This is a genomic window from Rothia similimucilaginosa, assembly GCF_029850875.1.
Lineage (GTDB): Bacteria > Actinomycetota > Actinomycetes > Actinomycetales > Micrococcaceae > Rothia.
On the sequence record NZ_JAOVAM010000006.1, the window covers coordinates 1 to 22,421 of the forward strand.

At 57.2% G+C, this 22,421-nt stretch carries 20 protein-coding genes, 2 tRNA genes and 1 pseudogene; 14 read left to right on the forward strand and 9 right to left on the reverse strand.

Annotated features, from left to right (window positions below; genetic code table 11):
• Positions 1–501 precede the first annotated feature (501 nt).
• The 11 genes and pseudogenes from QFX05_RS08400 to QFX05_RS05595 all read left to right on the forward strand — a co-directional run bounded on the left by QFX05_RS08400 (position 502) and on the right by QFX05_RS05595 (position 11,463).
• Positions 502–1,104: pseudogene (locus QFX05_RS08400) on the forward strand (DUF6891 domain-containing protein).
• Between the two features lie 418 nt (positions 1,105–1,522).
• A complete protein-coding gene (locus QFX05_RS05550) occupies positions 1,523–2,401 on the forward strand; it encodes a DsbA family protein (protein ID WP_279741642.1) in 879 nt (292 codons plus the stop codon).
• Between the two features lie 229 nt (positions 2,402–2,630).
• Positions 2,631–2,704, forward strand: a tRNA-Thr gene (locus QFX05_RS05555).
• A 123-nt stretch (positions 2,705–2,827) separates the two neighbouring features.
• Entirely contained in the window at positions 2,828–5,026 is a 2,199-nt protein-coding gene (locus tag QFX05_RS05560) for an acyltransferase family protein (protein ID WP_279741644.1), read from the forward strand.
• A gap of 307 nt (positions 5,027–5,333) precedes the next feature.
• Positions 5,334–6,146 (forward strand): SGNH/GDSL hydrolase family protein, encoded by an 813-nt coding sequence (locus QFX05_RS05565; protein WP_279741645.1) that lies wholly within the window; start codon positions 5,334–5,336, stop codon positions 6,144–6,146.
• Positions 6,147–6,956: 810 nt separating this feature from the next.
• Positions 6,957–7,193 (forward strand): 50S ribosomal protein L28, encoded by a 237-nt coding sequence (gene rpmB / locus QFX05_RS05570; RefSeq protein ID WP_004005966.1) that lies wholly within the window; start codon positions 6,957–6,959, stop codon positions 7,191–7,193.
• A 3-nt stretch (positions 7,194–7,196) separates the two neighbouring features.
• Positions 7,197–7,367 carry a 50S ribosomal protein L33 gene (rpmG, locus tag QFX05_RS05575; RefSeq protein ID WP_004005967.1) on the forward strand — a complete coding sequence of 57 codons (171 nt, stop codon included), beginning with the start codon at positions 7,197–7,199 and terminating at the stop codon, positions 7,365–7,367.
• A gap of 2 nt (positions 7,368–7,369) precedes the next feature.
• Entirely contained in the window at positions 7,370–7,675 is a 306-nt protein-coding gene (gene rpsN / locus QFX05_RS05580) for a 30S ribosomal protein S14 (RefSeq protein ID WP_005506731.1), read from the forward strand.
• 89 nt (positions 7,676–7,764) lie between these two features.
• Entirely contained in the window at positions 7,765–8,052 is a 288-nt protein-coding gene (locus QFX05_RS05585; protein ID WP_279741652.1) for an HU family DNA-binding protein, read from the forward strand.
• 530 nt (positions 8,053–8,582) lie between these two features.
• A complete protein-coding gene (locus QFX05_RS05590; protein WP_279741654.1) occupies positions 8,583–9,227 on the forward strand; it encodes a hypothetical protein in 645 nt (214 codons plus the stop codon).
• A gap of 265 nt (positions 9,228–9,492) precedes the next feature.
• Positions 9,493–11,463, forward strand: a complete 1,971-nt coding sequence (locus QFX05_RS05595; RefSeq protein WP_279741656.1) for an NHL domain-containing thioredoxin family protein — start codon at positions 9,493–9,495, stop codon at positions 11,461–11,463.
• A 285-nt stretch (positions 11,464–11,748) separates the two neighbouring features.
• On the opposite strand, the gene QFX05_RS05600 is transcribed toward QFX05_RS05595, so the two are convergent.
• Positions 11,749–12,726: a zinc ribbon domain-containing protein gene (locus QFX05_RS05600; RefSeq protein ID WP_279741657.1), complete on the reverse strand. Its 978-nt coding sequence runs from the start codon at positions 12,724–12,726 to the stop codon at positions 11,749–11,751.
• Between the two features lie 63 nt (positions 12,727–12,789).
• On the opposite strand from QFX05_RS05600, the gene QFX05_RS05605 reads away from it, so the two are divergent.
• On the forward strand, positions 12,790–13,491 hold the full coding sequence (locus tag QFX05_RS05605) for a hypothetical protein (RefSeq protein ID WP_279741659.1): 702 nt from the start codon (positions 12,790–12,792) through the stop codon (positions 13,489–13,491).
• A gap of 166 nt (positions 13,492–13,657) precedes the next feature.
• On the opposite strand, the gene QFX05_RS05610 is transcribed toward QFX05_RS05605, so the two are convergent.
• The 8 genes from QFX05_RS05610 to QFX05_RS05645 form a co-directional block, all read right to left on the reverse strand.
• A complete protein-coding gene (locus QFX05_RS05610) occupies positions 13,658–14,323 on the reverse strand; it encodes a class I SAM-dependent methyltransferase (protein ID WP_279741660.1) in 666 nt (221 codons plus the stop codon).
• Between the two features lie 181 nt (positions 14,324–14,504).
• A complete protein-coding gene (locus QFX05_RS05615) occupies positions 14,505–15,617 on the reverse strand; it encodes a MauE/DoxX family redox-associated membrane protein (RefSeq protein WP_279741662.1) in 1,113 nt (370 codons plus the stop codon).
• A gap of 252 nt (positions 15,618–15,869) precedes the next feature.
• Entirely contained in the window at positions 15,870–16,925 is a 1,056-nt protein-coding gene (locus tag QFX05_RS05620) for a ThiF family adenylyltransferase (RefSeq protein ID WP_279741664.1), read from the reverse strand.
• Positions 16,916–17,686 (reverse strand): thiazole synthase, encoded by a 771-nt coding sequence (locus QFX05_RS05625; protein WP_279741665.1) that lies wholly within the window; start codon positions 17,684–17,686, stop codon positions 16,916–16,918. The genes QFX05_RS05620 and QFX05_RS05625 overlap by 10 nt, the downstream gene beginning before the upstream one ends.
• 92 nt (positions 17,687–17,778) lie before the next feature.
• The gene (gene thiS, locus QFX05_RS05630; protein WP_279741666.1) at positions 17,779–17,976 is read right to left on the reverse strand and encodes a sulfur carrier protein ThiS; all 198 of its coding nucleotides are present in this window, start codon (positions 17,974–17,976) and stop codon (positions 17,779–17,781) included.
• 48 nt (positions 17,977–18,024) lie between these two features.
• Entirely contained in the window at positions 18,025–19,107 is a 1,083-nt protein-coding gene (gene thiO, locus QFX05_RS05635) for a glycine oxidase ThiO (protein ID WP_279741668.1), read from the reverse strand.
• A 2-nt stretch (positions 19,108–19,109) separates the two neighbouring features.
• The gene (locus tag QFX05_RS05640; RefSeq protein ID WP_279741669.1) at positions 19,110–19,730 is read right to left on the reverse strand and encodes a thiamine phosphate synthase; all 621 of its coding nucleotides are present in this window, start codon (positions 19,728–19,730) and stop codon (positions 19,110–19,112) included.
• A gap of 353 nt (positions 19,731–20,083) precedes the next feature.
• Positions 20,084–20,154: transfer RNA gene (locus QFX05_RS05645), tRNA-Gly, on the reverse strand.
• A 153-nt stretch (positions 20,155–20,307) separates the two neighbouring features.
• Between QFX05_RS05645 and dcd the strand changes: the two genes are divergently transcribed.
• Positions 20,308–20,907, forward strand: a complete 600-nt coding sequence (dcd, locus tag QFX05_RS05650) for a dCTP deaminase (protein WP_279741670.1) — start codon at positions 20,308–20,310, stop codon at positions 20,905–20,907.
• 129 nt (positions 20,908–21,036) lie between these two features.
• Positions 21,037–22,317 (forward strand): adenylate kinase family protein, encoded by a 1,281-nt coding sequence (locus tag QFX05_RS05655; protein ID WP_279741671.1) that lies wholly within the window; start codon positions 21,037–21,039, stop codon positions 22,315–22,317.
• Positions 22,318–22,421: the final 104 nt, after the last annotated feature.

Here is a 22,421-nt window from a genome sequence, read left to right on the forward strand (position 1 = left end):
GCTAAGGCTCTTTGCGCCGATGGTACTGCACTTTTGAGGGTGTGGGAGAGTAGGTCACCGCGGGTTTTTTATTCAAGAGGGGAAGACCTTATAGGTCTTCCCCTCTTTTTGTGTACCCAAAAACTCCTAGAACGAAAGACACCTAATTCATCAGAGGTGCAAAGATTCAGAGACTCAGCTGAGAAGCAGAGAAACAGGGGATGCAGCCTAGACAGCCTGCCAACCTGATGCAGGGGCGACGAGATGGGAAGTTAACAGCTCCGTCTGAATGACGAAAATAGAGGGCGCAGTGGAGAAACTCTTGATACCTTAACAACAAAAGCAGGCCGTATCTCTACCTCAATAAGTAGAGAGCAAGCAAAGGAGCATCATCATGGCTGATGAGAAGACATCTACGAACGCTGGAGCGAAGAACGCCTTGACCTGCCATTCCCCAAAGAATGGGGACTGGACGAAGAAGACGAAGCCGAGCTGCGTTGGGGCCTCTGGCCCCTAATCTTCATGGGAGAACCTGACACTGACCTGTACGTCGAAAGTATTATGGGCGCCCTCGACCTGGGATACGACGATGAAGATAGCAAGCTCTGGGAAAAGCGGGCTGAAGAGTACACTGAAGAGCTCATCAAGCGTCGTCGTGCCTTTGCCGCTGAGCTGGGCATTACCCCCGAAATGCAGAAGAACTCCAACCTCAACCGTGCCTTCGCAGCCCTGGAAGAAGAAGGAGTCATTACACGACAGAACTTTACCTGCTGCGGTACCTGAGCATCCGCAGAAATCTGGGGCGAAATGGACGATAGCCGTGAATGGAAGGGATACATCTACTTCCATCAGCAAGACACCGAAAGCCTGGCTGAGAGCGGCGGCACCTACATTGGTTTTGGTTCCTTCCTTGCTTACCCCAGGGACGAAGAAAAATGGAATATCCTGAGCGATGCGCAGAAGGAAGAGATTAGGGCCCTTCACGAGAAGCTCTCTGTACAGTTGCTGCGAGAGACGGTTATTCCCGTACTGGAGAAGCACGGCCTGAGCGTGAAATGGAAATGGAAGGGTAACTACAACACCCGCTCCTTCATTGGTGGAGTGGAAGTCTACAACATTCCCTAACGGCTGGTGAGCTGAACCGGGTGGGTGCCTCGGCTTAGCTTGTGGCAGGTAGGAACCTCTCAGAGTTACGAAAGCTTATAAGGAAAATAAGCTGAGAGCGTGAGAATAGACATCACAGTATCTCAGTCAGAGTATTAACTAGCCGATACGGCACCCATTCGGTAGGCTAGACGGGTAGCGCGGTACGTCCATACTAGAGATAAGACAGAACCTATCCACGTGATAGGAACTGATCGATATAGCTTTCAGCTGCCATATACGGCAGGAAGCTATAACTCTAGAACACCCTATAGCGGATAAGAACAACCCCGTGCCGGAAGAGTCAGGTCATCTTTACTCGGATGACGCTTACTCCAACCGGAGTAGGCTAGATGAAGTGGACGAACCGCCACCCATAATCCCAACCAAAGGAGCAGGCATGTCGACCGACGCCCGCGAAAAAGCCCGCCAGATTGCGGCCCAGCAGGCCAAGAAGAGCCCCAGCCAGGCAAGCCGCCGCTGGCTCCAGTTCGGCGTACTCGCCGTGGCCCTCATTATCGTAGGTATCATCGGCTTCGTCGTGGTCAACGGCAACAAGAATACCAAGGTAGCAGAAAGCGGCCCGGTGCCCTCCAGCGCCAACGAATACGGTGGTATCGTGCTGACCAAGGACGGCATCGTCAAGAACTCCTCCACCCAGGAGAACCGCGACTTCAAGCAGCTCGCAACCTCGACCTCCTCCGTAACCCCCATGGTCAACGGAACAGTAGCAGCAGTTAATACCCTGCCCCCGGGTGTGCAGACCGCTGAAGAGGCATCCAAGAACGGCCAGCCCGTTCGCGTCACCATCTTCCAGGACTACAACTGCGTGCACTGCGCAGAGTTCGAGAAGAAGTACGGTGAAGAAATCCAGAAGCTCGTCGAAGACGGCACCATCACCCTGGAAATCCGTAACCTGACCTTCCTGGACCGCACCTCGCCCACCGCATACTCCGCCCGTAATGCGGCAGCAGCATACTCCGTGGCAAACCAGATCAGTACCAGTGAATTCCTGAACTACCAGCGCGAAATCTTCAACAAGCGGGGTAGTGGTGACATGAACAACCAACAAATCGCTGACATCGCTTCTAAGCACGGTGCGTCTATCGGCTCCGATATGAACGACGGCAAGTGGCGCCCCTTCGTGGACGTGGTCAACGCTGAATCCGCAAAGAACGGCATTCAGGGTACCCCGACCGTCTTCGTTGATGGTGACCAGTACACCAGCAACGACTTCAGTACCTTCCTGAAGGAAAAGATCGAAGCTAAGAAGAAGTAACCTCTTCGATAGAAAAACCCGGTAACCTCCATGCGAGGCTACCGGGTTTTTCCATACACTGTGATGAGTACAAGGGATGAGTGAGCAGCATACAGAAGTGGTGCTGTTAAGGGGTAAAACGAAAGAAACGAACGTACCAGCACCCCATAATTTAGAAGTATTCTCAACCAAAACCTAAAAGAACAACTAAGCAGACTCCACCGCGAGAATAGGGTACACTGGACAGGTTGCCTCCTTAGCTCAGTTGGCCAGAGCATCTGTCTTGTAAACAGAGGGTCACCGGTTCGAATCCGGTAGGGGGCTCAGAAAAATCCTGGTTCGCACCAGCCTCATAGCAGAGGTGCGAGTCAGGATTTTATTGTACGGGTCCTGTAGTGTCTACAGAACCCGTACAACACATCAACGATCCATCCTGAGGAACCGAGAATGTCTGAAACCTCCGGAATCCCGCAGCCCCCCCCCTCGCAGGAAGCCTACACCACTGCACCGCACAGCATCAAAGCACGCGAAGCCAGCGACTACCCCCTCGAAAAGTTCATCGAATCGAGAGGGTTCCGCCCTGAAATTCAGGGTCTGCGTGCCTTCGCCGTGCTCCTTGTGGTGCTCTACCACGTCTGGTTCGGTAAAGTTTCTGGCGGTGTGGATGTATTCATCTTCATCTCCGCCTTCCTACTCTCGCTCTCCTTCATGCGTAAGATCAACGAAGGCAAGCTCCTCAACCTCCTGAGCTACTGGCTGCACGTTTTCCAGCGTCTGTTGCCGGTAGCCACAGTAGTTATTGCGGGTACCACCATTGCGTCCTTCTTCATCCTTGCACCCAGCCGCTGGTCGCAAACCGTAACCGACGCAACGAGTTCCCTGTTCTACTTCCAGAACTGGAACCTCGCGTTTAGCTCCGTAGACTACTACGCCCAAAACGCCTCCGTGAAGTCACCATTCCAGCACTTCTGGTCGCTCTCCATCCAGGGACAGATTTTCATCATCTGGCCCCTGCTCTTCGCAGCAGTAGCCTACTTCGTACGCAGATTCCGCGGGAACCTCTTCACCACCGCGGTATTTGTCTTCAACACGGTGTTCGTCGCATCCCTGACCTTCTCCATCGTTGAAACCGACACCAACCAGGGATTCGCCTACTTTGACACCCGCACCCGCCTCTGGGAATTTGCCATCGGTACTCTGCTGGCAATGCTCACTCTCAAGTGGAAAGCACCCGAAAAGACGCGAATTGTCATGGGCTGGATCGGCATTATCGGTCTGGTCACCTGCGGCGCAATTCTCCCCGTCGAACGAGCATTCCCCGGCTACCTGGCACTCTGGCCCGTGCTCTCCGGCGCGCTCGTCATCATGGCAGGCCGCACCAACAGCCGCTGGGGTATCGATCGGCTGCTGGTCTCCGCGCCCCTGCAGAACCTCGGCAACATCTCCTACGCGCTGTACCTGGTACACTGGCCCATCCTCATTCTCTACAGCAGCGCTGTCGGCACCTCCCGAGTGAACTTCATCGAAGGTGCCGTCATCATCCTTGCCTCCATCGGCCTGGCCTGGCTGCTTATCCGCTTTGTCGAGAAGCCGCTGCGCTACCGCAAGGACCCCTTCGTACCCTGGCTCATGATGAAGATGCGCTTCAAGACCGTCTTCTCCGTCAAGACCTGGGCAGACCAGCTCGCCTTCATCCTCGCAATCTTCCTGGTCGCAGGCATACCCCTGGTCGCCGCACAGACCTGGATTGGCTACCGCAACGCCCAGTCCGAGCACAATGCCGAACTGAAGGTACAGACCGCCAGTGAAAACTACCCCGGTGCCCGGGCTATCGGCGGCCCCCAGCAGGGACTCATTGACACCCCCATCCCCTCCGGTGGCGACGTCAAAACCCAGTTCGACGGACTGAGCGACCCCTGCGCTGGTGGTTTCGCGCCATCCGACCCGGCACTCGCCAAATACTGCAGCGTGCAGAAGTACGGCCCCGAGGACGCGCCGCTGACAATGGTCATCGGTAACTCCCACGCTGAGCAGGCGCTGAGCATCTTCAAGCCCATTGCAGAACAGACCAAGACCAATCTGCAGACCTACCTATTCGGTGGCTGCCAGTACCCGGTCCACGCCGTCAATGCCAGCAACGAATGCTCGGAATTCAACACCAAGATGACCGAGGAAATTATTAAGCGTAAGCCGCAGACCGTGGTGCTTATCGCCACCGTTGCCCAGGCCCGCTCGAACGACGAACGAGTCGACTCGAGCCTCGACGAGACGGTCCGCCGCCTCACTGAGGCAGGAGTCCAGGTCATCGGCCTGCGCGATAACCCGCGCTTCGAGTACAACATTTACGAATGCGCTCAGAAGGCCGGTGCCGACAAGAGTTCCTGTGCACGACCCGCAAGCGAAAAGTACGCCGAAGAAAACCCCGCACAGGAAATCTTCGACAAGTACCGCGACCAGGGTGCCGTCATGGTGGATCTGAAGGACGTGTACTGCCCGGACGGCATGTGCAGCCCCGTGATTGGAAACATCTACGTCTACTTTGATGATAACCATATCTCCAAGACCTACGGCCGCACCATGGCTCAGGAAGTCTTCCAGCGTGCATCGAAAGGCGGCTGGCTCGTCAACGGAAAAGTGAACTTCTAAAGTTCGCCAATATAGCAAATCCTCCACGCTGTTCTATAGAAGTGTGAACAGAGCGGAGGATTTGCTATTCTCAATTCCCTGTAAGGATGATGACGCCCAACCCAATACCGTCTCTCCGCATAGCACGCAGAGTGCTGTCAAATCCTAAGAAACCCCCGCTCGTATCTGTTGAAGCGCCCATAACAATGGGATACTGGGCAACAGGACGCACTGAAAGCTCAGCGAAGAACCCGGTACATCGCGCGGGTGTGCCGGCTTCTTCCACAAAAGGGGGCAATCTCTACAGAGGCCCGGAAAGAAGAACACAATGACGACCCCGCTCCTGGACTCCAACGGCATGCTCAACGGTGAATCAGTACGCTACGTGGCAATCGGCGACTCCTTCACCGAAGGCGTGGGCGATGTTGACCGCCGCCGCCCTAACAGCCTGCGCGGCTGGGCAGACCGCGTTGCCGAAGGCCTCGGTGCAGTAGACCCGCAGGCGCAGTACGTAAACCTCGCCATCCGCGGCCGTCTGCTCATCCCCATCCTTGAGGAGCAGCTGCCCCACGCCTTGGAGTTGAAGCCCAACCTCGTCACCTTCTACGGCGGTGGCAACGACATCATGCGACCCAACGTGGATATTGACCGGCTCATGACTCACGTAGACGAAGCCTTCGCCACCCTGCGCGGCGAAGGAATCGAAGTGCTTACCGTAACCGGCCTGGATGTGCAGGGCCAAGGCCCCTTCTCCCGTACCCGCGGCCGCACTGCCACCTACAACGAGCTACTGCGCGGTATCGCTGAAGACTACGGCGTGCACATCATCGACTACTGGCGCTGGAATGACTTTCTCGACTGGCGTCTATGGGCTGACGATCGCCTGCACATGAACCACCTCGGCCACGAACGCTTCGCATCCCGCGTGCTGGCACAGCTCGGCCTGCCCGGTGTGGTCACCGAACCGGTAATACCCCCGGAGGTGCAGCTGACCGCTCGTGAGAAGGTCGAGCAGGAGGCACGCTGGGTCCGCGAGTTTGCCCTGCCGTGGATTGGTCGCCGGCTGAAGGGCACGAGCTCCGGCGACGGTGTGAGCCCCAAGTACCCGGAGTGGGTCCTCGCGGCAGGCCTTAAGAGCTAACGCCGAGGGTCGCATGTTACGGTGTAGAACTGTATGCCGGGGGAGTGCCATGCGCTGCATTTGTGCCGTATTTGTGTCTGCATCTACGCCGTAACGGGAAGGGGTCAATCCGCCGTTATTCGTACCGTTGCGAACCCATAGACTGCCCTTTAAAACCGGGGTGGAAGCGTTAAAACGAGAGTTAAATGCTCTTTAAACGCGTGTTTAAACCTGTTTAACAGCCCTACGCACACCGTAAGAGTTGGCTACGTGGGGCTGTTTACGGCTTAAAACCGGCTTAAGCTGTTAATCTCACAACACGAATTTCACCGGTGTAATTTATCCCCGGTCACATAGAGAATGTCCGTTCTTAAAATGGCGCATTAATGCCTGACTAGGGGTGTTATAGAATTCCTTAAAAACATCTGGACTTGCAAAAACACCCATTTTTGGTAGAATGGATAGGTATGTTTGCCGTTCGAGGGCAGGCGTGCATCTGCGAATCAAGCACTTCGCTTAAATGAGGTGCAATCGGCTCAGAACACCGAGATTCCGCGGATTTTTAAGGCAAAATCCGGCGTGCAGGCTTGCACGAACCCCCGTATTTACCTAGAATTTAACGCTGTTCGTAGTGGTGGAAACGCCTCTCGACACTAATAAGCTTCACCGTTTTTCCCGCGGCGGGGATCGATACGTGGCCTCTCACCCACGTGACGATCTCAAACACTCTAGCCCGGCGAATAACCCGGTGCTTCTACATTGGTGGCGGGACGCTCACGAGTAACATCGACTGCGTACCGTCATAAAAGTCAATCAATAAAGGAGTGAAACATGGCAGCAGTCTGCCAGGTGACCGGAGCTGTTCCCGGCTTTGGACACAGCATTTCGCACTCGCATCGCCGCAACAAGCGTCGATTCGATCCGAACGTTCAGAAGAAGACCTACTGGGTTCCTTCGCTGCGTCGTAAGGTAACCCTGAACGTGTCCGCTAAGGGCATCAAGGTTATCGATGCTCGTGGCATCGATGCCGTTGTTGCAGAAATCATCGCACGCGGGGAGAAGATCTAGTAAATGGCATCCAAGGCTAAGGACCTCCGTCCTATCATCAAGCTCAAGTCCACTGCTGGCACCGGTTACACCTACGTGACCCGTAAGAACCGCCGCAACAACCCCGACCGCATGGTGCTGAAGAAGTACGACCCCGTCGTCCGCAAGCACGTTGACTTCCGAGAGGAGCGCTAAGAATGGCTAAGAAGTCCAAGATCGCTCGCAACGAGCAGCGCAAGGTCATCGTCGCTCGCTACAACGAGAAGCGTATCGCACTGAAGAAGACCCTGATCGACGAGAACGCTACCCCCGAGGAGCGCGAAGCAGCACGCGTGGCACTGCAGAAGCTGCCCCGCAACGCTTCCCCCGTTCGCGTGCGTAACCGCGACCAGATCGACGGCCGCCCCCGCGGTACCTTCCAGAAGTTCGGTATCTCCCGCGTGCGCTTCCGCGAGATGGCACACCGTGGCGAGCTGCCCGGTATCACCAAGTCCAGCTGGTAAATCTGGTATTTTAGTTCCTAAACGGTTTTCCGTCGCAAGACGGTCACTCGCTTTAGACTCAAATCTAAGTCTCTGGAAGGGGCACCCTAATGGCTAAGAACCGTACCGAACTCGTTGCAGAGGTTGCAGAGAAGTCTGGCAAGAGCCAGGCAACCGTCAACGCAGTACTCGACGCAGTGTTCCAGGTTTTCGAGTCTTCCGTCTCCAAGGGCGAGAAGATTACCATCCCCGGTTGGATGGCAATCGAGCGCACCGACCGTGCAGCTCGTACCGGCCGTAACCCGCAGACCGGCGAAACTATCCAGATTCCCGCCGGTCACGGCGTGAAGCTGACCGCAGGCTCCAAGCTGAAGGTAGCAGTCGCTCAGAAGAAGTAACTCTTGAGACTTTGAATCTGACAAAAGACCCCCACCCTCACGGTGGGGGTCTTTTGTTATGCCTGCCCAAGGGAAAATAGTGGAGAAAACCCTGCCGAAGGGGGCTCAAGTAGCGGAAGCGCCCCTAGGCAGGTGAGGCGGCCCCCTAGAATCGCTGATTAGTTGTGTCTTTATGACCTTAATTGGTGGTTGAGCTGAAAACACAGAAACTATCCCTATTTCGCAGAAGAAGCTAGGGGGGACTACAGAAAAAATAAAGAAAACTTATACATATAGATAGAAAGCTATGCATAAGCTAAGCCAAAAAACCGCAAATATGAAACCCCTTTGGGAAAAATACTTATACATTGCTGTCTGGACACAGCATAAACACAGCAAACTAAAGCTCAATCTTAGACTCACCCCCTATGCTGGAGTCACCGGTGAAGGAAAAGCCACACACAATACACAACGGCCCCATCCCACCCGGAAAATCAACCATACAAACCCGGGACGATTAATCTTCCGGGAGGCACAAGGAGAGCTACCTCATGGAACGCCCAGCCCAGCATACTTCCGCACAGACCACCAACCGTCGCTTCCGCACCGGCGTGGCAGCACTGTCCCTCGCAGCAATCGCAGCACTCGGCCTGAGTGCCTGCGGTGAGCAGAATACATCCGCCGCCACTCCGGTACCCGTTGCCACTGCAACCGCCAAGGCTTCATCCACCGCCGATGCAGCAGGCAACGGCCAGGTTACCGTCAAAGCAAGCGACGCAGCCTCCCCGAGCGCCACTGCAACTAGTTCCCAAGGCACCGTCACCGTTACCGAAGACGGCGTGACCGTCAACGGTGCCAACGGTACCAGCGTCAACGCAGGCAACGGCAACGCAGCCGTCAACGGCTACACCATGATCCAGATCGACCCTGACGGTGGCTGGTCCTACCACGCCCCCAACGGCGATATTGTAGAAGTTGATGCTGACGGCTCTTGGGAACGCGTCGGCCCGAGTGGCAATATAGAGGTGAAAGCAGACGGCTCCTGGGAACAGACCGGTGAGAATGGCGTAGTCGAGGTAGAAGCTAACGGTGCCTGGAAACAGACCGGCGGCAAGAACACAATCGAAGTACCCTCCGTACCCCTCAAGCCTGTCGGCGCCACCGTGAACCCCGTCAAGCCCGTACAGCCCAAGTAAGCTGTAAAGAGTAATAGTAGCTAGTGATGCTTGCAGAGCGTAACAAGCTTGTGACTTATAAGACGCCCCGTGCGCATCCGAACGTGATGCGTGCGGGGCGCTTTTATGTATCCACACACTACCCGCAATGTGACTTAATATGACGAGTCATTAAGCCCCCAAGTCACAAACCTCAACTCCCAGCGAACCACCCACCCCACGCTGGCATAATGGGGACAGCAAACCAACGCGCCCACACATGGCGCACCCAACAGGAGAGAGAACCATGAGCGAGAACACCATCCGCAGCGTACGCGTACGTGCCAGCGAACTCGAAGGTCGAGCCTGGCTCAACACCGGCGACAAAAACCTCACCCTGCAGGATCTTCGAGGCAAAATCGTTATTCTCGACTTCTGGACCCTCTGCTGCATCAACTGCTTGCATGTCCTCGACGAACTACGCCCCCTCGAAGAAGAATTCTCCGATGTACTCGTCACCGTGGGCGTACACAGCCCCAAATTCGAACACGAAGCAGACCCCGTAGCGCTCGCCGCAGCCGTCGACCGTTACCACATCACCCACCCCGTACTCGACGACCCAGAATTGACCACCTGGCAGGCATACACCGCCCGCGCATGGCCCACCCTCGTCGTCGTCGACCCCGAAGGTTACATCGTCGCCCACCTCTCCGGCGAAGGCCACGTACAGGGCCTCACTTCCCTCGTCCACGAACTCGTCGCAGAACACGAAGCGAAGGGTACCCTGCACCGCGGCGACGGCCCCTACGTGCCTCGCCCCAAGGCAGCCGGCACCTACGCCTTCCCCGGCAAAGCAATCGAACTGCCTGCCGAATTCGGCCCCGCAAACCTCTTCGGCAACCGCGAACGTACCTACCTCGTCGCAGACAGCGCACGCCACCGCATCCTGCAGGTAGCAGCCGACCTCAACACCGTCATCAACACCTACGGTGGCGGCGATGACCCCGTCAACCACCCCGTCAAGGGCCACGTCGACGGTACCGCCACCGAAGCACGCTTCAACGAACCCGCAGGCCTCGCCCTCGTACCCGAAAACCTGCGCGAACAGCTCGGCTACGACGTGCTGGTAGCCGACACCGTCAACCACCGCCTGCGCTCCCTCAACCTGAGCACCGGTGAAGTGCGCACCCTCGCAGGCAACGGCGTGCAGCGCGTCATCGACGGCGAAAACACCATCACCGGTGACCCCAACCACATCCCCGCCGGCGTACCCGCCACCGAAATCGCGCTCTCCTCACCCTGGGACGCCGTCTACTCCCGCGAAGCCGGCCAGTTCATCATCGCCATGGCAGGCACCCACCAGCTCTTCGGCTACGACCCCACCAACGGTGCCGTCAGCATCTTCGCAGGCTCCGGCGTCGAAGGCCTCGCCGACGGCCCCGCCGCCGACGCATGGTTCGCCCAGCCCTCCGGCATCATCGAAGCACGCGACGGCAGCCTCTGGATCGCATGCTCCGAAACCAGCGGCCTGCGCCACGTCACTTTCGCCGAAGACGGCGTACAGGTCACCTCCGCCGTTGGCAAAGGCCTGTTCGACTTCGGCTTCGTCGACGGTGACTCCGACACCGCCCGCATGCAGCACCCCCTCGGTCTGACCGAACTACCCGACGGATCCATTGCAGTCGCTGACACTTACAACGGCGCCATCCGCCGCTGGGACCCCGCAACCGGCACCCTCGGTACCCTCGAACGCGGCCTCGATGAACCCTCCGACCTGCTCGTCGAAGAAGTACCCGGCGAAGAACCGCGCCTCATCATCGTCGAAACCAACGCCCACCAGCTTGTACGCGCCTCCATCCCCGCCAAGGCACAGCACGTCGACGAAGGCGCCATCACCACCGCACGCCCCTCCACCAAGCTCACCGGCGGCACCCTCAAATTCACCTCACGATTCACCGTGCCCACCGGCCAGAAGCTTGACACCCGCTGGGGCGACCCCACTCAGCTGAAGATCTCATCCACCCCCGAGAACTTCATCCTGGAAGGGGCCGGCACCTCCACCGGACTGACCCGCACCCTCGTGCTCAACCCCGAAATCACCGAGGCAGTCCTGCACATCACCGCCCGCGCCGCCGCCTGCGACGGCACCCCCGGCGGTGATATCCCCGAGCACGCAGCATGCCACCTCTACCAGCAGGACTGGGGTATTCCCGTCGTCGTGACCGGTGACGAGGCAGACGAAAGCGAACTCGTCCTGGACCTGCGCGGTATCAACTAGGGATCTATAACAGAAAAGAATTAAGGGTCAGTATTATCCTCGCTCCTACAGGTGCACCCGTCCTCGTTATACTCGGACACCCCTGATATCGATACGGATAATACTGACCCTATTCTGTTGTGCTGCCCTAATACCGCTGCGGATAGTGCCGGTTCCCTTTGTACTTTTAGGATTGTGGGATGCGAAAAGGTCGGGTCATCCTCGCTCCTACAGGGGCACCCGTCCTCGCTTCGCTCGGACACCCTGATGTCGTATTCAGAGTATATTGGCTCTCGCCGTTCGTTCTTAGAAGGAGACGCGGACCGCCTTCGCATCCGCCTCCACCGACGCTTTCAACGTAAACGGAATCTCCTTCTGCACCTGCGAACGTGTACCCGTGTATAAATCCAACTGAGTAAACGACACCTTTGCTGTACCCGACATCGGCTTCAACGACCACACACCCGCCGAACTCACACTCACCTGCGGATCCGCAACCTTCTCAACAGACCACTTCACCTCAGAATCCACACGCCCCGTAAACGCATATTCAAAAGGGCACCCACCAGGATAAAGAGTGCTCTGCTGGGTGCACTTCTGCAAATGATCCTGCACCTGCTCCTTCACCGACGACAAAGCATTATCACTCGGCTTCAATTCCATACGCACCGAATGATTCGCATCCTGCGCAGTCACCACCTCATTCACTTTCTGCGCTGTATACACCGTCGAATCATAGGACACCGCATACACACCCGGATAAAACACCGGGAACGACGCTGCACCCTTATCCACCGCAACCTTACGGTTATTAATCGTCGCAGCCTCCACACCCTGAATATTCACCTTCACCGACGGCAAAGACGCCTCATCAATAGCCCATTTATCAAAAAAGCCCCAATGCGTGCCCGAACGGTGCAAACGAAAATCCGTATGCTGCTGCGAACCCCCCAAAGAATACGAAGCACGCACCGTCGCATGCTCCCCATCCTCGCTGGTCTCCACCACCTCATACGACACCTCACCCAAAGAAGACACCGAACGCCTCAAAGCATCCCCATCCAGCAGCGACGCATCACCCTCCGGAATCTGCGCGCCCAATAAACCACGCGCATACGAACCATTACCCGTACGCAACGCATGAAAATACTCCCGCACCTGACCCGTCGGACCATACACCAGCTTATTCGTCATAACCAGCGCCGCAGCAGCCACAGAAACCGCCACCACAACACCGACCATCCACATTGCCAGGACCCGCTCCACGGGAGAAAAATTACGCATAGAACCAGAGTAACGCAGGTAGTCCGCTAGGTTTCACGCACCGCACACACTAAAGTTGTGTATATGGCAGAACGCGCTCACGAAGTCCCCGCCAAATACGGCGAAGTCAACGAACTATTCCACCCCCGCATGCGCTCCTACGGTAGGCGCATCGAAGCGGCACTCCCCGGCACCATCGTGCTCCTCGCCGCGCTCGCCTTCATCTTCTACAAGCGACCAGCCCTGCCGTACACCATCTTTGTGCTTCTTATCGGCACCATCGCAGGTATCAACCTCTACTCAGTCCTCAAACCCACCATTATCGTCATCACCAAAACCCACGTGCTCCGTGCACGCACCTTCGGATGGTTCGCCGTACCCCTCGAAAACATTGACCACACCATCTACGCCGAAAAGCTCTACCCAAAAAAAGCCTACGGCCAGAAACTCAAAACCGTTGCCGGCCGCTTACGCTACCGTAGCTTCCCTGCCATGTGGGCCGTTGACAAAGACGGCAAACAACTCATGCGCATCGACGGACGCATCTGGGACGGCAAAACTATGCGAGAAGTCTCCTCCAAACTCTCCGCCCAAACCACCATCTACAAGCAGATCAACGTGGTCAATATGGACAAAGAACACAAGGGACTTATCACCTTCAATGAACTACACCCCGGCTGGCGTTCCAGCCTCATGACCGCACTCGCCGTCATCATCGTGGCAATCCTCTTCGCAGCATCCTTCATGCCCGAAGAAATCGCCCGCACCATCTACCTCATCCGCTAGAACACCCACGCTTCACCGGTGCTTCTTCTTGGATGTGCATCTTCCGAATACGGAATGGCCCGGCACCCACCCCACATGGGGCAGGCGCCGGGCCATTTGTACGCCTAGCTCAAAACGCATTACGCGTTAGGTCAAGACGTACTGCGCGCTAGCTTTAGATACGAGCCTAGCTCGCCGGGCGCGACAGCACCGCCACCAAAAACTCCGAAGAACCCTCCACAAACGGGTGCATCTGCCACGACGAATACGTGTTATCAACATTCAGACCAGTCGCGCGCGCATCAGAGAGGAACTGCTCAAACGCATAATCACGGCCCGGACCCGAACCATAACCCACGACAGCGCGGCCACCCGGCGCCAACACATTACGGAAATTCTCCACCACCGGCTTACGAGTCGAACGAGCCAAGAAACCCATCACATTACCCGCACACACTAGCAGCTCAAAACCATTCTCCGCCGTAGCCTCACCCTCAATGCCCAGCACCTCCGGCAAATCCACCAAATCGGCAGTAATCCAAGTAGCATCCGGGCAGACGCGGCGCGCCTCCTCAATCAGCTCAGGATCAATATCCACACCTGTCACACGGTGACCCAACGCGTGCAGCTGCTTACCCACACGACCAGGACCCGAACCCGCATCAAGAATCTTCGCACCACGAGAAGCCATAGCGTTCACCAGACGAGACTCACCCGCCATATCATTACCCTCAGCCTCCATCGCCTTAAAACGGTCAATGTACCACTGAGAATGATTCGGGTTGCTCTCCTTACGGACCAGCCACAAGGACTTCTCACGCTCACCCGGAGCGTTGAAACTCATCATTGCCATAAAAACTCCTTAGACAGGGTTGGGATGCGCCAACCGCCACCAGGCAAGGTGACCGCGGCATATATGCGGTGTGTGCGCTACGTTCTAGCATAGCCCCACCCGGCACCTGCCAGTAAGGGCAGTAAGAGCCGGACGGGGCTATCGAGGCCGCACAAAAAGCAGAGAAACTACAGAGGAACGGTTAGAGGTGATCGCCAGCAGTACTCGATGTATCCTCAGCAAGCGCCTTACGCATCTGCTCTTGACGCTCCTCCTCAGCCAGACGAGCAACCTCAGCGAACTGCGACTCAATATCGGCAAGCAGCTCCTCAACCTGCTCCTTACCAGCCACCGGGCCGCCAGCAATCAGACCATCAGCCCCCAAAACCACAGCCAACGGCACACCATTACCGAAATTCGCGTGCGCACCAGCCTCACGGTCAATCAACGGAGTCAAACCCTCCGGTAACGTACCCGCATTACGCGAGGTCTGCAACGAATCCAGACTCGAATACACCGGATGCAACGCCACCAGCGGCAGACGCTCCTGCCACGAAGACATCGTCTTCAAAAACTTCACACAACCAGCGCAGGTCGCCGACACAAACACCAGCACACGCGCCTGATTCTTAGCCAACGCACGCATATTCGTGTGGCGACCATTCTCCAGGTACAGCGCCGCATGCGGAATCGGCACGCGAACATACTGTTCCTCGCCGTTCTCGTCATACACTGGCTCAGGCAGAATAACCTGCGGACGCTCATCCTCCGCGCCCAAGACGTCACCGCGGCGGACAGCCTCCATCGTCACAGCAATCAGCACCGTGCCAATAATCCAGGTCCAGCCGTTAGCATCCAAGCTCAAGAGAGTCGGAATAATACCCACGCCGCCCTTCAACGCGCTCATATGAGCGCCAAGAGAAGCTAACAGCAGCGCAATATTGCGGATCAGCGTGTAACGGCTCACCGGTGCAGTTGACTCGGAACCGAAACAATTACAACTTCCGGTACGACCCGTCACCAAAGCACGAGCAATCACCACCGTGTAAAACAGCATCAGAACCAGCGCCAAACCCGACGCAATCACTGCAGGTAGACGCACCGGTGACAGCAATAGCACCGAAGCCAAAACAATCTCGAACCACGGCAGAATCAGCGACACCGTACGGGCTGGCGCAATCTTCTCCAACCCAAGATTCTGGATACCAGTCACAGTACTCTGCGGGTCCTTAGCCTTGGCAATACCGCTAATCAACAAAGTCAACACAATAAGTGCCGTACACAAAACAAACGGCACAGTCGGGACGACCAACATGAAACTCCTAGAGTGAGCGTGCAAAATCAGGAGGCGGCTTTGGGCAGTTTTGAGTGGTACAAACCGCGTGACGTGCCGCTGTGATATACACGATTTTACGCGCTGTACAGGGGGAAAATGGCTCCACAAGTTAAGCTCTATGAGTTATGCGGAAAGCGGTATGCGCTTTCATTCCTGCAGGGGACCCGCCCTCGCTTCGCTTCGGGCACCCTGATGTCGCTTCCAGAAGGGATAGCTACGCCTTGTACGCGCTTAGATAGCCGTCAGAAGCACCCCGTACTCGCCCGCCAGCTCGGTGTACGCTTGCACAAAGCGTTGAGCTCGCGCACCCGAGGCGCAGAAAACGCCCACGTGCTGATCACGCACCGACTCAAACAGGCTCAGCAACTCTGCGGGCACGTCGGTTGCCGGCAGTAGGGAACCCGCCGTGTCGCTCAGCTGCGACAGCGGTACATGCAACGAACCCTCATACTTCACCGACTCCTCACGCTCGGGCGCCTCACGCACATCCAGCAGAACCTGCGGGACCTCATGCGCCGACAAATCCACCGGAACCACACGTGCCGGATCCGGCACCGCTCCAAACGACGTACACGTACCCGACAAGGCATCATACGTCAGCAGAGTGCCCGCCGCCGTCGGCAAACCACTCACATACTTGAGCACCTCCGTCGCCATCAGCGAACCAACCACAGCCGTCGTCGCGCCCAACACCCCGGCAAGCGCACACGACTCCACCGTCTGCGGAGTCGTCGGAAAAATATCACGCAAATGCGCGCCATCCGCCTCAAAAAGACTCACCGACCCGCCAAAACGCAGAACCGTGCCCCACACCAGCGGCAACCCCGCAACCTGTGCAGCATCCGCAATCAGATACTTTGACGCAAATGTATCCGTACAATCCACCACACAATCCGGTGCCGACGCGGCGAAAAGATCCAAAATACAGGACGCATCCACATGCCGAATCGTTGTCTCAACCGTCAACGACGGGCACAAATCCAAGGCGCGGCGCGCTGCAACCTCCGCCTTCGGCTCACCCACATCAGGCACACCAAAAAGCGGCTGACGCTGAATATTCGACAGCTCCACCAAATCAGAATCCACAATATGCAGATACCCCACACCAGCCGCCGCCAACGCCTGCACCACCGGACAACCCAAACCACCAGCACCAATGACCAACACGCGGGCACCCGCCACCGCATCCTGATTAAAGCCCGGCAGGCGACGCTGACGATCCGTGCGCTCGCGATCCAGACGCGCATGCTCCGGATTCACCGGGGTAGGGGAAAGATTTACATCCACGAGACAAAACCCTCCGACGGTGACGACGCCTTCGCGTGCTCACGCACCGGAATACGGCCAGCCTCACGCGCCAACGCGCCCGCCTGCACCGCAAACTTCATCGCGTGAGCCATCGCCACCGGATCCTCAGCACGATTCACCGCCGATGCCAACAACACCGCATCACAACCCAGCTCCATTGCCAGTGCCGCGTCGGAGGCGGTACCCACGCCAGCATCTAGAACCACCGGAACCTGTGCGCGAGAAGCAATCAGCTCAATATTGTGCGGGTTCAAAATGCCCAGACCGGTACCAATCGGTGCGCCCAACGGCATAACCGCGGCAATGCCCGCATCCTCCAGGCGAGCGGCAGCCACCGGGTCGTCAGAGGTGTACGCGAGCACTGTGAAATCCTCGGCGACGAGCTGTTCGCAAGCGTTCAACAGCTCCACGGTGTCCGGCAGTAGGGTGTCTTCGTCGTGGATGATCTCGACCTTCACCCAGGAGGTGCCCAGCGCCTCGCGGGCGAGCATCGCAGTCATCACGGCATCAGCTGCGGTGCGGCACCCTGCGGTATTGGGTAGCGGTGCAATATTGAGCTTCTGCAGAAGCGGAAAAATGGGGGTTCCTGCCGCGTGACGGCGCATGGCAACGGTCGTCATCTCAGTGCCGGAGGCGATAAGCGCCTGCTCGAGCAGGTCCATGCTGGTGGCGCCTCCGGAGCCCATGATGAGGCGGGAGCTGAAAGTACGGTCGCCAATGGTGAGCGGTGTAAGGCTCATGAGTTCTCCTCTATGGGAACGGTGCAGTGGGTGTGTATGGCGTACACACCCACCCAATATGTAGAACGTATATTCTTTTTCTGAGGGAGGTATTAGCCGCCCTGGACGGCGGTGAGAGCATCTACCCGGTCGCCATCGTTCAGCACTGAATTCTTCCAAACGGAACGAGGCAAGATGCTGCGGTTGAGCGCGACAGCCACACCAGCATCGGTGCCAAACTGCTCCATGACAAGGTCAAATACTGTTGTAGTGTTGGTGGTGAGCAGCTCACCGTTATATGTGATGGTCATGCGAAATCCTTTCGTGAGGGCGCCGGGTGCACCCGGCGGGGAATGTGTTTAGTGGGTGAATCGTGCCGGGTCGCACGCCTGCATGATGGGCGGAATATCTGCCCCGCAGGCAACCTCAGCACCAATCTTGCCGGCGAGCGCAGCGAGCAGAATACCGTGGCGGAAATAGCCCGTGGACACGAGTTGGCGGGTGCCATCAGCGCGTGTGCGGTACCCGAAGATAGGCAGGTCGTCCGGGGTGCCGGGACGGGCGCCGACGTTCGCCTCCAATAGTTCGCATTCTTCAATAGCTGGGACGAGGCGAATCGCGTCACGCAGTAGCTGGTATACACCGTCAATGGCGGGCAGCGTGCGGTGGTCTTCGCGGCTGGTCGCGCCGATGCACAGCTCCCCGTCAGGGCGGGGGATGAGGTAGACCGGACGGGAATTCACGTAGCCGCGCACCACGTGCTTGAGGATGGGCCGCGGGACGCGCAGACGCAGAATGTCCCCGTAGACGGGGCGTAGCGGGTAGTCCCCGTGTAGTGTTGCCCCTAGTCCGGTGCAGATAATGTCGCCTGCGTCCGGGTCGGTGACCTGTTCGGCGCTGAAGGTGACACCGCGATGCACCAAGGCATCTTTTAGAGCACGGACCATGAGTCGCGGGTGCAGCTGATGGTCGCTGGGGATGCTCACGGCACCAGCAATACGCGGCGCCAGGAGCGGTTCGAGGGCGCGCGCCTGCGTGGGGGTGACTGCGTCTGCGGGGCGGTTCATGTCCCGGTAGTAGGCGCGGGTGCGTTGCAGGTGCTCGGCGTCGGCGCGGTCGGCTGCGACGATGAGCGTGCCGGTAGTATCGTAGCCGGTGGGTAGATCGGTTGCGCGACTAAGCCGCTCCATAAGGGAGGGGTAGGCATCAGCGCTAGCGGTCATGAGCGGGAAGAGCGCATCCTGCTGGAATTGTACTTCTGCGATGGGTGCGAGCATACCGCCGGCGTAGTGGCTGGCGGCGGGGTAGAGGGGCGTGCCGTCGGCGGCGGTGCCGTAGTCGCTGGTTTCGGCGTCGATGAGGTGTACGCTTTCGCCACGTTCAGTGAGCTCAAACGCGGTGGTGAGGCCAATGATTCCGCCGCCAATGATGGTGATGGTCATGGCTATGCCTGCAGTGCGGGGTTGTCGACGAAGGCGCGGACCATGGCGATTCCGGCGACTCCGGTGGTGCGGATGGCAGGGCAGTCTTCGGGGGTGATGTCGCCGATAGCTACGGTGGGTACGGCGGACAGTTCGGCAAGTTCGCGGAGCCCATCAATGCCGAGGGGTGGGCGGTTGGACTGCTTGGTGGGGCTGGGGCGGAATGGCCCGGTGCCAATGTAGTCGATCAGGTGCGCGATCTTGTTCGATTCTTCGACGAGCTGCCGGGTGCCGGTGGTCAGACCGATGATTGCGTCGGTACCGAGGAGGGCGCGGGCGTCGGCTACGGGCAGGTCGTCTTGACCGATGTGCACGCCGTCAACGCGCACGCCGCGGGCACGCAACGCGAGGGCGACATCAACACGGTCATCGATGAGCAGGGTCTGGTGGGGTTGGATGATGCCGGCGATAGCTTCGGTGAGCTGGTAGAGCTCGCGCGCACTGATGGGTTTGGAGCGAACCTGAATACAGGTGGCATGTTGTGCCTGCTTCACGGTTTCGAGGGGGTTGTCTCCGGTGACAAGGTAAAGGCTCAGATCGAGGGGCCTTGAGGGGGTGGTGTAGGGGTGCGTTTCGCGGTTCATGCGGGTCTACGATTCGTCGTCAAGTAGATGTTTTTGAGAAAATCTCTCATTGAATTTCTGTGGCCAGAGTAGCACAGCTGTGTGCTGAATTGAACAATTTTCAAGCTTTTTGAGGTGCGTGTGCTTGGCGCGCTATACACTTCTTTCGCTCCTGCAGGAGCTAGGAACATACCGCCTCAACCCGTCGAGGCTATGAGAAAAGCCTCTTACCATGAAGTAAGAGGCTTGAGGAGAGCGGCTGACGGGCTGGAGGGCGGAAATCCCGAGCGTGCGAGGGAATGTATTTCCACCTGGAAGCGATTCCCGCCTCAGCCGCAAAAAGCTTCTTACCGTGGGGTAGAAGGCTTGAGGAGAGCGGCTGACGGGAATCGAACCCGCGTATCAGGCTTGGGAAGCGTGCGCTCTACCATTGAGCTACAGCCGCATCTTTTTCAGTGTATCGCGCCTGCTTGTCGGGAGTGAAATATATTGCGATGCTTGTTGGCGGTGCGGCCGGGGTTGGAATGTGATGTAGGACTGTGTACTGGGGCTGGTGGATGCCTGCACGTGGGTGGTGTTTGCCAGGTATCCTTTAAGCGTGCTTATTTCAGATCGCGATATTCGTCAAGAGATTGCTGATGGGCGCATCGTTCTTGAACCGTTCGATGAGTCGATGATTCAGCCTGCAAGTGTGGACGTGAGGATTGATCGTTTCTTCCGTCTGTTCGACAACCACAAGTACCCGCATATTGATCCTGCTCAGCCGCAGGAGGATTTGACGCGCCTGGTGGAGGTGGCTCCTGATGAGCCGTTTATTTTGCATCCGGGTGAGTTTGTATTGGGTTCTACGTATGAGAAGGTGACCCTGCCTGATGATGTGGCTGCCCGTTTGGAGGGTAAGTCGTCCTTGGGTCGTTTAGGTCTTCTGACTCACTCTACGGCTGGTTTTATTGATCCTGGTTTTTCTGGGCATGTGACGCTTGAGTTGTCGAATATGGCGACTTTGCCGATTATGTTGTGGCCGGGTTCTAAGGTTGGTCAGTTGTGTTTCTTCCGTTTGAGTAGCCCGACTGAGCATCCGTATGGTTCTGGTGCGTATGGTAACCGTTACCAGGGTCAGCGTGGCCCGACTGCTTCGCGTAGTTATTTGAATTTTCATCAGACGATGATTCCTACGGACGGTTCTGTGGAGTCTTAGTCTTTCCCGCTTAGGGGTGCGGGTGTACAGGCTGTGTGTTTGTGCGCCTGCGTTGGGCGGTTTTTTACCTGTGTGCTCGCGCGTTCACTCGCGTGCGGGTTTTTATCTCTCACTCTCTAAGGATTTTTGATGAATCTGAAGCCTGCTGTTTTGCGTGTTGCTGGCGCGGAAGTTCCTTTGTGTCTGATCGATATGTCGGACTCTTTTGTGGAGCGTTTTAAGAAGGCGTGGGAGCCTCTTACCCCGGAGTTTTTTGATACTCCTGATGAGGCGTATGCTTCGTTGTCTCGTTTTGATCAGGTGATGCTGGTTCATGCACCGACTGATGAGTCGGTGATGGATTTGGCGAATCCGTTGATGGGTTCGTTTGATAAGGTGTCGACACTGCGTGTTGATAATGATGACGCGGGTATGCAGGAATTGACGAGCCGTATTACGTTGGCGATGATTGAGCAGCTGGTTGGTCGCGGTGTGATGCTGCATGCGGCTGTTATTGGTGACCCTGAGTCGAAGCGCGCTGTGGCGCTGGTGGGTGTTTCTGGTAGCGGTAAGACGACTGCATCGCGTTTCTTGGGTTCGAAGTTTGCGTACCTGACTGATGAGACGGCGATTATTTCAGATGAGGGTGTTGTGTCGCCGTATCCGAAGCCGCTGTCTGTGATTGTTGACCCGAATGCGCCGAAGGATCAGCAGAACCCGGTGGATTTGGGTCTGAACGTGGTTGATAGTGATGACCTCAGCTATGAGCTGTCGCGTATTGTGTTCATTTCTCGTAATGAGTCGGCTTCTGAGCCGTATTTTGAGCGTGTTCCGCTGCATGAGGCTCTGGTGTTCTTGAGTGAGCAGAGCTCGGGTCTGGCGCGTCACCCTGAGGGTGTTGTGTCGTTGGCTAAGCTGGTGGAGCGTTGCGGTGGCGTGTGGCGTCTGGTGTACTCGGAGGTTGAGGATACTCTGCCGCTGGTTCAGGATCTGCTGAATGGTGGTGAGCTGCCAAATGCTGATGAGGTTGAGAAGCTGGAGAAGTACACGGTTGAGGATTACCTGCCGGGTGTGTTCTTGAACGGTACGATTGCGGTGTCTCGTATGCCGGGTACTTCGGGTGTGCGTGTGGGGGAGGACGGCCCGTTCTTGCTGCTGCGTGATACTGAGCTGAATGAGCTGTCTGGTTTTGCGGCTGAGTGCTGGCTGCAGGCTGAGGGCGACATTTCGTACGATGACCTGTTTGCCCGTCTGGCTGAGATTTTTGAGGGCCTGCCTGCTGAGGCGTATGACGAGAACTTGAGAGCCCTGGCGGCTGGTTTGATGTTGTGGGTCCGTGCGATTGATGATCCGCTGATTGATGACGCAACCTGGGTTCAGCTGAGTAGCGATGAGGTTCTGGACGAGGAGGAGGACGTGGTGGAGAACTAGCCACTGCGGCTCTCTGGCATAGCTCTCTGAGCTCCGCTTGATAAGCATTGCTTAAGCACAGGGGAGGGGCGGGTAGAAGATAATTCTTCTACCCGCCCCTCCCT

Coding starts and splice junctions, on each gene's coding strand:
- QFX05_RS05550 (WP_279741642.1), top strand. CDS start 1,523: ATGTCGACCGACGCCCGCGAAAAAGCCCGCCAGATTGCGGCCCAGCAG.
- QFX05_RS05560 (WP_279741644.1), top strand. CDS start 2,828: ATGTCTGAAACCTCCGGAATCCCGCAGCCCCCCCCCTCGCAGGAAGCC.
- QFX05_RS05565 (WP_279741645.1), top strand. CDS start 5,334: ATGACGACCCCGCTCCTGGACTCCAACGGCATGCTCAACGGTGAATCA.
- rpmB (WP_004005966.1), top strand. CDS start 6,957: ATGGCAGCAGTCTGCCAGGTGACCGGAGCTGTTCCCGGCTTTGGACAC.
- rpmG (WP_004005967.1), top strand. CDS start 7,197: ATGGCATCCAAGGCTAAGGACCTCCGTCCTATCATCAAGCTCAAGTCC.
- rpsN (WP_005506731.1), top strand. CDS start 7,370: ATGGCTAAGAAGTCCAAGATCGCTCGCAACGAGCAGCGCAAGGTCATC.
- QFX05_RS05585 (WP_279741652.1), top strand. CDS start 7,765: ATGGCTAAGAACCGTACCGAACTCGTTGCAGAGGTTGCAGAGAAGTCT.
- QFX05_RS05590 (WP_279741654.1), top strand. CDS start 8,583: ATGGAACGCCCAGCCCAGCATACTTCCGCACAGACCACCAACCGTCGC.
- QFX05_RS05595 (WP_279741656.1), top strand. CDS start 9,493: ATGAGCGAGAACACCATCCGCAGCGTACGCGTACGTGCCAGCGAACTC.
- QFX05_RS05600 (WP_279741657.1), bottom strand. CDS start 12,726: ATGCGTAATTTTTCTCCCGTGGAGCGGGTCCTGGCAATGTGGATGGTC.
- QFX05_RS05605 (WP_279741659.1), top strand. CDS start 12,790: ATGGCAGAACGCGCTCACGAAGTCCCCGCCAAATACGGCGAAGTCAAC.
- QFX05_RS05610 (WP_279741660.1), bottom strand. CDS start 14,323: ATGGCAATGATGAGTTTCAACGCTCCGGGTGAGCGTGAGAAGTCCTTG.
- QFX05_RS05615 (WP_279741662.1), bottom strand. CDS start 15,617: ATGTTGGTCGTCCCGACTGTGCCGTTTGTTTTGTGTACGGCACTTATT.
- QFX05_RS05625 (WP_279741665.1), bottom strand. CDS start 17,686: ATGAGCCTTACACCGCTCACCATTGGCGACCGTACTTTCAGCTCCCGC.
- thiS (WP_279741666.1), bottom strand. CDS start 17,976: ATGACCATCACATATAACGGTGAGCTGCTCACCACCAACACTACAACA.
- thiO (WP_279741668.1), bottom strand. CDS start 19,107: ATGACCATCACCATCATTGGCGGCGGAATCATTGGCCTCACCACCGCG.
- QFX05_RS05640 (WP_279741669.1), bottom strand. CDS start 19,730: ATGAACCGCGAAACGCACCCCTACACCACCCCCTCAAGGCCCCTCGAT.
- QFX05_RS05655 (WP_279741671.1), top strand. CDS start 21,037: ATGAATCTGAAGCCTGCTGTTTTGCGTGTTGCTGGCGCGGAAGTTCCT.